The organism is Bacteroides sp. An19 (assembly GCF_002160215.1).
GTDB classification, from domain to species: Bacteria; Bacteroidota; Bacteroidia; order Bacteroidales; family Bacteroidaceae; genus Phocaeicola; species Phocaeicola intestinalis.
On sequence record NZ_NFKD01000001.1, the window covers coordinates 200,216 to 208,435 of the forward strand.

Below are 8,220 nucleotides of genomic sequence, written 5' to 3' on the forward strand. Positions count from 1 at the left end.
ATTAAGAATGAAGAATCGCTTCGCACGCATGGCATTCTTAATTCTTCATTCTTCATTTAAAAAGTTCTTCACTCTATCAAGTTGTTCTGTGTCGGGTCTGCCATGCGGAACGAGAACTCTACGGTGGACAGCACCGAGCGGCGGAAGTCACGCTCCAGCTTCTGCTTGGTGATGATGATGGGCAGCCACTCCGACCCGTTCCAAACCTCCACCTCACGGGCATTCAGCAGGTTGTGCCACAGCTTGTATTCCGACCGCAGGTGGATGATGCCGCTTCGTGCCGTGTATTCGTCGGTCACCTTCAGCCCGAACTTGCGTTCCACCCCGTACATCGATGCCGTGTCGTCTTCGCTGCTCCCGGCTACGGAAAGCCCACCCGTGCAGCACAGGGTTTCGGGCATGTCGTACACGTTCTTGAAGCGGAACACCCACCGCTCGGCGTAGGGCGTGGTGTCTGCCAGAAACTCCATACTGCCGCCGTTCAGGCTGAGCCTGTAGCTTTGCAGGCTTTCTACCCCGAGCAGGGAACAGATGCGCCCGTATCCTGCATCAATCGTGCATATCTGGTCTTGTCCTCCACCCAGTGCCAGGGTCTGGCTCTTCTCCGTCCCGTCAGTCAGGATGCCGTTCACGATGCAACCGCCGGCATACGGGAATCCGCTCACGTATTCGGGCACGCCGGGGCGGGTCACCTTCCGGTCCACTCCGCTCAATACGCCCGGCGAGTCTGCCGACTTGCGGGTCTGAAGGAAGGAATAGATGACTAGCGAATCGGCGTCTTTTACGTTGTTGATGTAGAAAGAGAAAGTTCCCGATGCCGACGTTTGCAGATACATCTCGCCGTCGCACCACTCACCCCACAGCGCCAGCTCGCAGAAGCGTCCCAAGCGGCGGATGCGCACCCGGTTCTGTGCGTCGGGCACGTATTCTTCGTCCAGTATCTTCTTGCCTCCGTAATAGACGGCAAAGGTGATGGTAGCGTCGGTATCGATGATGTAGTCCTGCATGGTGGCGCAGAACTCACGAGGTCGGGGTCGTTGGGTAACAGTCATTTTTAGTTAATAGTGAATAGTTAATAATGGAGGGTCTATAACCGGCAATACTTGTTGCGCGGGTGGTTCCGGGGCAGCAGCTCGTAATCGGGTTCGCTGCCGTCGCGGGCACGCTTCATCTTGTCTATCCAGCGTGCGGCGTCGGCACGCATCCAGTCGGAGGCACGGCGCACGTCATCGAGGCTTGCCGGTTCGCTGTCGCGCATCCCGCTCTCGGCAAGGTAACCGCGCACCACGCCACAGGGCAGCAGTTTGAGCGGCAACCGGCAGAGGGCGGTGCCCATTGCCAGCAGGCACACCGCCATGGCGGCGGCATAGTGTGCCGCACTCTCGGACTTGGACGCGTCCGTGTCCAAGTCTTCGTCTAAGAGCTTCTGCCAGTCTGTTCCGTAGGCATCCGCCACGGTCATCAGCTGCGCTTCGCGGATGAAAGGCACCAGCAGCAGGTATGTCCGCTCGCTGCGGTTGATGGGAAAATACATGTCGAATTGCGCCCCGCTACGCACGATAAGCTGCCGGGTGGCACGGTACAGGCTTGTAGAGGTCCACTCTTCGGGCTTGGTCTTGTTCAGGTAGGTGATGAGCGAATCTACGGCACGGTAGTACGCTTCCATCTGCAGGGCATCGTCGCGGTCCAGCTGCCACTCCCACGGCAGCTTGTCGCCGCCGTCGGTCGACACCTTGAACTTGCGCCCGTCGTCTTCGTGGCTCAAGTCGTTTTTTTGGTACATGCGCAGGGTGGCAAGGATGGCGATAGGACGCTGCACCAGCCGTCGCAGCGGGTCGCTGTCGTCTGCTTTTTCTGCCAGGGCAATGACCCCTTCGCCCACCAGCCGTGCCAGTTCTTCGGTGGCCTGCTCGATGTCGCCTTCCACCTTCGTGAAGACGTTGTTGGCGTAGTAGTTGCCGGTCAGTGCCCGGAGTTGTTCGGTTCGTTCGATTAGCAACATGTCATTTACGATTTAGCAATTTACGATTTACCAATGATTATTTCAGGCAAATGTAAACCATGGAGGAAACAAAGGAAAGGACACAAAAAAAGAGAGGATGCAAGTAAATAAACCAATAATCATTTGCATAATAAGCAAAAGCGTATTATCTTTGTAGTGTCAAACAAGAGTTCTTAATTTAATGTTTAAATCGATGAAAGAAGAAGAAAAAAAACAGTTAGAGCAAGAGTACGAGAACCTGAAACTTCTGATTTCCTTTCATGAATCTTACGGAATACCCGAAGACGTAAAAGAGCGGAAGCAGTTGATAGACGATATCTTGGACCGGATGCTCGAGATTAAAGAGAAATTGGAACATGAATGATTAACCGCCCTCCCTTCACTGGGAGGGCTTAAAACTACAAAAATATGATAAATTGGGATAATTGCCTGCCTACTCCGGAAATGAAAGCAGCGTTCGAACGTTTTAAGACCTTGCGCACCCAGGAGGAAAGGGATGCTTTCAAAAAAGAAATGGAAGCCAACTACGCACGTATGTCTGATGAAGAGAAAGCACTTTACAGGGAAAAGGCTGAAGCCGGATTCCAAGCGACAGTGGATGCCTGCAACGATTTTATCAACCGGGCAGACGAAGCTATCCTACGGGATAAGCTCGGCGAGCTGCCGGAAGCCATATCGCTCAGCTACATTGCAAAGAAATACTTTGGCAAAAGCCGTAACTGGTTATACCAACGCATTAACGGTTATGTCGTGAACGGGAAAAAGGCTCATTTTACCGAAAGTGAACTCCAAACATTCAGGCATGCACTGGATGACATTGGAGCGATGCTGAACCAGACATCGTTGAAACTCGGTTAAGAACAATCTTGTTTGAACATCCGTCCCCGCAGTCGAGCCGCTGCGGGGATTTTTTTCATCTCTTCATCCGCTTCATCATTTCGTCTGCTCGCTGCTTGTCGTCGAGCAGTTTGAGGAGGACACGGAGCAGCGGAGTGCGGTCGGTATCGTCTGCCGTGCCGAACACGCCGCTCTCTGCCACGGTATAGAGGATGCTGTTCAGCCCCAGGTCTTGCGCGGACGAACGGGGTGCATCCGGCTCGCGGCGGCCGAAAACGGGTGCAAAGGTCACTTCCTGACCGTCGATGACGAAACTGCCTGACAACAGGTATTCGCAAAAATAAGCGAACCACACGTATACGCCCCACTGCATCCAGCCGGGCATCTTCACGGCATCGCGCATGTAGCCGGGCATGTTGTCCCGGCAGAAGGGGATGCGCCGTCCGCCGGTACCGGGTGTGCGGTACAGGGTGGCGGTGAGGGCAAGCAGGTCGCTCTCGTAATGGTCGGTGGTGTACAGGTTCATGGCGGCAGTGGCGTAGCGGAACTCGCCGAAAGTGAGGTCGGCACCGTGGCTTGCCGGACCGCGCAGCCCTTGCCACTCCGGCAGCAGGTTCTTCGTGGTGCGGAAGTCCATGGCAACGCAGCCTTCTTCGTCGTCCACCACCCACATCCAGCCCAGCGTGCCTGCCAGCCTGTCCACCAGGTTCATGTCGTCTGTCTCGTGCTTGCGGCGGAACCTGTAGCCGCGCCGCTTCAGCACAAAGGCACACCACGCACGGCGGATATCCTGCAGCGATACACCCCGCCGTACCCTCAGTGCGTGCCTTAACTTCAGGAGGTACACCCACTCTTCGGGTGTCACCTCTTCCCAGCAGTCGGGGAAACTTAATTCATTTGCCATTTGAGTATTTACAATTTACTTGAATTCCACATTATCCCTCCGTGATGAATAAGCCTTATACCTGGTTCGAAGCCCGGTCGCCTGCGCTCACGTTGTCTTCCTTGTTGATGACCTTGCGGTACAGCCCGAGGAAGATGCCTTTTTTGTCCGGGAAATTGATGCGGATGGCGTCGTTTACGGCTTCGAGGGCGATGTCTTCGGCTATCTGCGTGTCGGCACCGTAGAATATCTTCAGGGCATAGAGCATCTGGCTGCCGCTGTCGCTCTTGCCGTCGATGATGATGTTGGCAAGGGCAGGAGATAGCCCGAAGCCGCTGGTAGTCGAGCTGTCGGCGATACGGCTTATCTTCGCCTGCGCGTCGATGTACTTGTCGATGTTCATCTCGATAGGCTCTATCTTCCAGCTCTGCAGGTTGCCTTGCGGGTCGGTGAAGTCCACACACGAAAAGAACTTGCCCGCGTTCGCCTTTCCTGCCATCACGTCGGCAATGGTCTGCGTCAGTTCGTCTTTCAGCTTCAAGATCTCACGCTGCACCTGCTCTTCGGTCCAGTCGGGATGCAGTTCCCTCACCAGGTCTTTTTTCTCATTCCAATACTCACCCGGGGCGTGCACGATGTATGCCGCCGCAATCATGTTCTCGTTCAGGTGGCGGATGATGCGGGGCAGGTCGTTGGCGTTCTCCAGCCAGGGCACCGAGCCGTAGAAGCAGGAAATGGCGTACAGGTTGCGCCCGAACGAACGCATCGAGTGGTAGCGGATGGCGGTCTCGTGGCGCGAGGGGTTCCATTTGTCGAACACGGGATAGCGGCGGAACGTGCGGCTGCGGAACGCGTCGAAGTCACCGGTCAGCACGTGGGTCACGTCTTCCAGCCTCCGGCTGTCGTTAGCCGGCCATACCAGCCGGCATTCCTGCGAGTGCAGGCAGTCCAGCCCCGCCACCCACGGACGACCGATGCGCACGCCGCGCCCCATGCGGTACTTGACGAACACGCCGTTCAGGTGGGTATATTCTACCAGCGCGGCACGCACAAAGGCACGGTAGTCCCACGACTCCAGCCAGTCTTGTATCTCCGCGTCTTCCACCCATCGCTGGACACGCTCGTTGTTCTCTATGGCGATGCGGTAGAGTGCCGGTCCCTGCCCGTACAGCAGCCCCGTCTTGCGGTCGAGGATTCCCGGGCCCAGGTTGTTGCGCTCCAGCAGGTTGCGGATGGCGTTGGGCAGGTTGTTGTCTTTGCCCCAGGGCACCACCCGTTCGCCCGCCACGCTGACGGGGTCGCCGTCCCAGTTCTCGCCGCCAAGGTCGAAAAACTGGCTCATGGCGCCGCTCCAGTCCATGTGGATGGCATACTGCCCGGCGGCGGTGTCTACGAATGAGAATTTTCCGATATGTTTCATTGTTCAGGAGTTAAGGAGTTAAGAAGTTAAGAAGTCAACGGTTTATCAGGATGCGGGTGGTGTTGATGAAAAGCGTGCCGCAATAGTCCTGCACGATTTTCTGCAACGCAGGAATATGCTGTTCGACGACAGGGTCGAACCACGGCTTGGGACTGCGCTCCATCTTGTCGCGGTTGTGCTTCTTGGTCACCACCACCGTACCTCCTTCGCGGTTGTATCCGCGCCCTACGCCCAGATGGACGTACAAGCCCGCCTCCTCGAACCCGAACCCGATGCTGGTGATTTCCTGCCCCGCCTGCGGAGCCTTGCCCCAGTGGCGGTAGTTCTGCACGAGCGAGGCGGACAGGCGGGTGTCTTCCGTTATCCAATGGCTTATGCTGCTCCGCAAGGCTGCGTTCACCGTGTCTCCCCAGCGGCGCACGTTGCTGTTGAAGCGGGCTACGGCTTCCTTGTCTTGCTGCCGTTCCCACTGCTGCGTGATGCCTGTATCCCCTTCCACGTAGAGTTCGATGGGATACCATTCGCCCCGTTTCTTCCGCCGGTTGCGCCGGTAATACCCTGCCATTCGTTCTGCATTTGCTCCCATAGCTTGTTTTTTCGGCAAAAGTAAACAGACAGCGGTACGGCGGAAAGGACACAAAAAAAGGCTTCCCCCGGGGAAGCCTCCATACTGCACCGGCTCTGAGGTGTAGCTGTGTGTCAATAAAACTACATTATTGCCAGACATTCTTTTCCGATGCGGTGAATGCCTTCTACGATGCGGCGGCGTTGCTCTTGGCGAGGCTCTCGCAAACCGTTTGCATAGTGTGAAAGCTGTTGCTGGCTGATGCCCGATGCCCGCGAGATAGCGGCAAGCGAGGTGAATTGTTCGCATTTGCGCAGCAAGGCAGAGGTTCCCAGCTCGACATCAAACTCGTAATTTCCTGCGGCAAGCCATTCCGGCATGGCATCACCGTCTTCCGTGCAGCCTTCTACATGAAACCGCACGGCTTCTGCCAAATCCTTCATCAGCCCCTCATACGTTTTGTTGGTTACGGTTACTAATCCGTTCAGGGCCTCACATTCAGTCACTGCGGCATAATTCTTTTCGCACCAATCTACTTTTACGTGAATCTTTTCCATATTATCTATCCTCCTGCTATTATTTATATAAGAGAAAGGGGCAGGTCATTTCCACCCCGCCTGTTTCCAAATGCTGTTTAGCAGGAATTGGCTCAAGACCTCGCTTTCGTGTCCCCTTACCGTCACCTTACCCGGCTTGTCCGGGTGTTTGAATTGCCGGTGGTCACCCCCTCCGCTTTTTATCTTGACCCATCCGTCGGCTTCCAGCATCCTGATTACTTCTCTGACTTTATATTTCTTCATTCATCGGTTATTGAGTGTACTGCAAAGATATAAAATATTATATCATCTACAAAGGGATGGTGTATTATTTTATACTATTTAGGAGAATATACCCGGCTGTCCGTGAAGAACAGCCGGGTACAATAAAAGAAGAAGCTATCGCCGAGGGACTCAACCTACTTCCGGCAGCCGGTTGCGCACGATGTACGTCTCTTCGGTCATCGCTCCTTTGATGACCGCCTTGGCATCCTGCCAGCAGTACGCCATGCGGATGCCGCGGTGTGTCATCACCCAGTCGCTCATGCCGGTTTCGGCAGAGATTTCTTCTACCACCTGCAGGAACTGCGTCAGATTCTCCAGCCCGTTGAAGTAATATTGCAGTTCGTAGTTGTCTTCGTAGTCGTTCATTTCGTACCTCCTTTTTTTTTCCATTCTCCGGTGACTTTCAGTGCGGCGGTAAGGCTGCGAACGAGCAGGCGAATGTCTTCAGCATTCATTTCTCCGTCAACGTAGACATATTTGCCGAACAGGGATAAGTTGTAACCCCATTTCGACACACCTCGTTCGTTGATGTGGAGGGAGCATTCCACGTAGATGTCCGACTCACGGGGATTGATTTCCTCTAATTTCTTCTTTCTCATTACTCACCTCCCTTCTCTTTCTCTTGTTTTACGTAGGTATACAAGAATTCTGCCAGTTCTTCTAACTGACGGAAAGAAATACATTCTAACGTGCCGTCAGATTCATCGACAGCCACTGTATAAGTCACTTCCTTATGCCCTTTGTTTCCGGTGTCATCTACTTTAGTGACATAACAGGTATCTACTCTGTCCATCGCAAACCTCCTTTCTCTTTGTCCAAGAAAGCGGAAATCGTGTTCACGTAGGTTTCCAATTCTTCCAGCGTAAGGGTAAGCATTGCCACGTCCCGATTCATACGAGGTTCCTTGGCGATAATCTGATACGTTATACTTTCTGCACCGTCCATGGATATATCAATGTTTTTGCAGATGATTAATTTCTTATCGTTCATCGCTCACCTCCTTCCCGTTTGGCACGGTACACGCAATAAGCCGCTACCGCCACGGCTGGCGGGAATAGGAAGGTGACGCAGAGCGCGCCGATGGCGCCCACGTACCATGCGTCTTGCGTTGTCTGGATTTGGCATTCGGACGGAAGCGTCCGGTTGACGAGTTCACGGATTTTGCTCACGACATTTATTTTGTGAGCGGTCGGCATGCTCTTCGTGCCGAGAATCATTTCTTTTTTCATAAACATATGAGAGTTTGGCTGTGTACAGGCAAGTTTACGTATGGATACACGAACGGCTGCCTGTTTCCCGTAAAGTCGCCAAACTCTCATATGTTATTCTCCGAAGAGCATAATATGTAGGGAAAAGACAGCCGTAAGTTTCGTATATAGATTTGGGCACCTCACGAATGAGGCGAGCAAACCGATGGACATAAAAAAAGCCCAATTTCGTATTGAGCATCTAACCGGATGCCCTGCGGATATGAATATCATATAAAAGTTTGGCACTGCAAATATAGGAATAGTTTTTGGAACGGCAAAGAGAAAAATGCGTAAATTTGCGGAAAAGATTACGATTATGACAGAAGGCAGAGTCAACCAGCGAGTGCAACATTACGAAATATTTTTGAAAAAGACCTCAGCCGGAGTCGAGAAATTGAGTTTTTCTCTCGGTCTGGCATTAATTTTCTTCCTGATCTTGGTT

At 53.6% G+C, this 8,220-nt stretch carries 14 protein-coding genes; 2 read left to right on the forward strand and 12 right to left on the reverse strand.

Going from position 1 to position 8,220, the window contains the following annotated elements; all coding sequences use genetic code 11:
• Positions 1-68 precede the first annotated feature (68 nt).
• Complete coding sequence (locus tag B5F25_RS01050; RefSeq protein WP_087247054.1) at positions 69-1,052, reverse strand: hypothetical protein; 984 nt, start codon at positions 1,050-1,052, stop codon at positions 69-71.
• A gap of 35 nt (positions 1,053-1,087) precedes the next feature.
• Positions 1,088-2,002 carry a DUF6712 family protein gene (locus tag B5F25_RS22690; RefSeq protein WP_087247056.1) on the reverse strand — a complete coding sequence of 305 codons (915 nt, stop codon included), beginning with the start codon at positions 2,000-2,002 and terminating at the stop codon, positions 1,088-1,090.
• 193 nt (positions 2,003-2,195) lie between these two features.
• Here B5F25_RS22690 and B5F25_RS22105 point away from each other — a divergent pair, with 193 nt between their 5' ends.
• Both B5F25_RS22105 and B5F25_RS01060 read left to right on the forward strand, forming a co-directional pair.
• A complete protein-coding gene (locus B5F25_RS22105) occupies positions 2,196-2,366 on the forward strand; it encodes a hypothetical protein (protein ID WP_164488567.1) in 171 nt (56 codons plus the stop codon).
• Between the two features lie 44 nt (positions 2,367-2,410).
• A complete protein-coding gene (locus tag B5F25_RS01060) occupies positions 2,411-2,860 on the forward strand; it encodes a DUF5053 domain-containing protein (RefSeq protein ID WP_087208092.1) in 450 nt (149 codons plus the stop codon).
• A 55-nt stretch (positions 2,861-2,915) separates the two neighbouring features.
• Here the strand turns inward: B5F25_RS01060 and B5F25_RS01065 are convergent, their stop codons facing one another.
• The 10 genes from B5F25_RS01065 to B5F25_RS22190 all read right to left on the reverse strand — a co-directional run bounded on the left by B5F25_RS01065 (position 2,916) and on the right by B5F25_RS22190 (position 7,697).
• On the reverse strand, positions 2,916-3,743 hold the full coding sequence (locus B5F25_RS01065; protein ID WP_087247058.1) for a hypothetical protein: 828 nt from the start codon (positions 3,741-3,743) through the stop codon (positions 2,916-2,918).
• Between the two features lie 55 nt (positions 3,744-3,798).
• Positions 3,799-5,142, reverse strand: coding sequence for a hypothetical protein (locus B5F25_RS01070; RefSeq protein ID WP_087247060.1), 1,344 nt, complete (start codon positions 5,140-5,142; stop codon positions 3,799-3,801).
• A gap of 34 nt (positions 5,143-5,176) precedes the next feature.
• Positions 5,177-5,728 (reverse strand): hypothetical protein, encoded by a 552-nt coding sequence (locus B5F25_RS01075; RefSeq protein ID WP_087247098.1) that lies wholly within the window; start codon positions 5,726-5,728, stop codon positions 5,177-5,179.
• Positions 5,729-5,850: 122 nt separating this feature from the next.
• Positions 5,851-6,264 carry a CopG family transcriptional regulator gene (locus B5F25_RS01080; protein ID WP_087247062.1) on the reverse strand — a complete coding sequence of 138 codons (414 nt, stop codon included), beginning with the start codon at positions 6,262-6,264 and terminating at the stop codon, positions 5,851-5,853.
• A gap of 45 nt (positions 6,265-6,309) precedes the next feature.
• A complete protein-coding gene (locus B5F25_RS01085; RefSeq protein ID WP_087208082.1) occupies positions 6,310-6,507 on the reverse strand; it encodes a type II toxin-antitoxin system HicA family toxin in 198 nt (65 codons plus the stop codon).
• A 150-nt stretch (positions 6,508-6,657) separates the two neighbouring features.
• Entirely contained in the window at positions 6,658-6,894 is a 237-nt protein-coding gene (locus B5F25_RS01090; RefSeq protein ID WP_087247064.1) for a hypothetical protein, read from the reverse strand.
• On the reverse strand, positions 6,891-7,127 hold the full coding sequence (locus B5F25_RS01095; RefSeq protein WP_087247066.1) for a hypothetical protein: 237 nt from the start codon (positions 7,125-7,127) through the stop codon (positions 6,891-6,893). Before B5F25_RS01095 ends, B5F25_RS01090 begins: the two co-directional genes overlap by 4 nt.
• Positions 7,127-7,321, reverse strand: a complete 195-nt coding sequence (locus tag B5F25_RS01100) for a hypothetical protein (protein WP_087247068.1) — start codon at positions 7,319-7,321, stop codon at positions 7,127-7,129. The genes B5F25_RS01095 and B5F25_RS01100 overlap by 1 nt, the downstream gene beginning before the upstream one ends.
• Positions 7,309-7,518 carry a hypothetical protein gene (locus B5F25_RS01105; protein WP_087247070.1) on the reverse strand — a complete coding sequence of 70 codons (210 nt, stop codon included), beginning with the start codon at positions 7,516-7,518 and terminating at the stop codon, positions 7,309-7,311. The genes B5F25_RS01100 and B5F25_RS01105 overlap by 13 nt, the downstream gene beginning before the upstream one ends.
• On the reverse strand, positions 7,515-7,697 hold the full coding sequence (locus tag B5F25_RS22190) for a hypothetical protein (RefSeq protein WP_206423522.1): 183 nt from the start codon (positions 7,695-7,697) through the stop codon (positions 7,515-7,517). Before B5F25_RS22190 ends, B5F25_RS01105 begins: the two co-directional genes overlap by 4 nt.
• Positions 7,698-8,220: the final 523 nt, after the last annotated feature.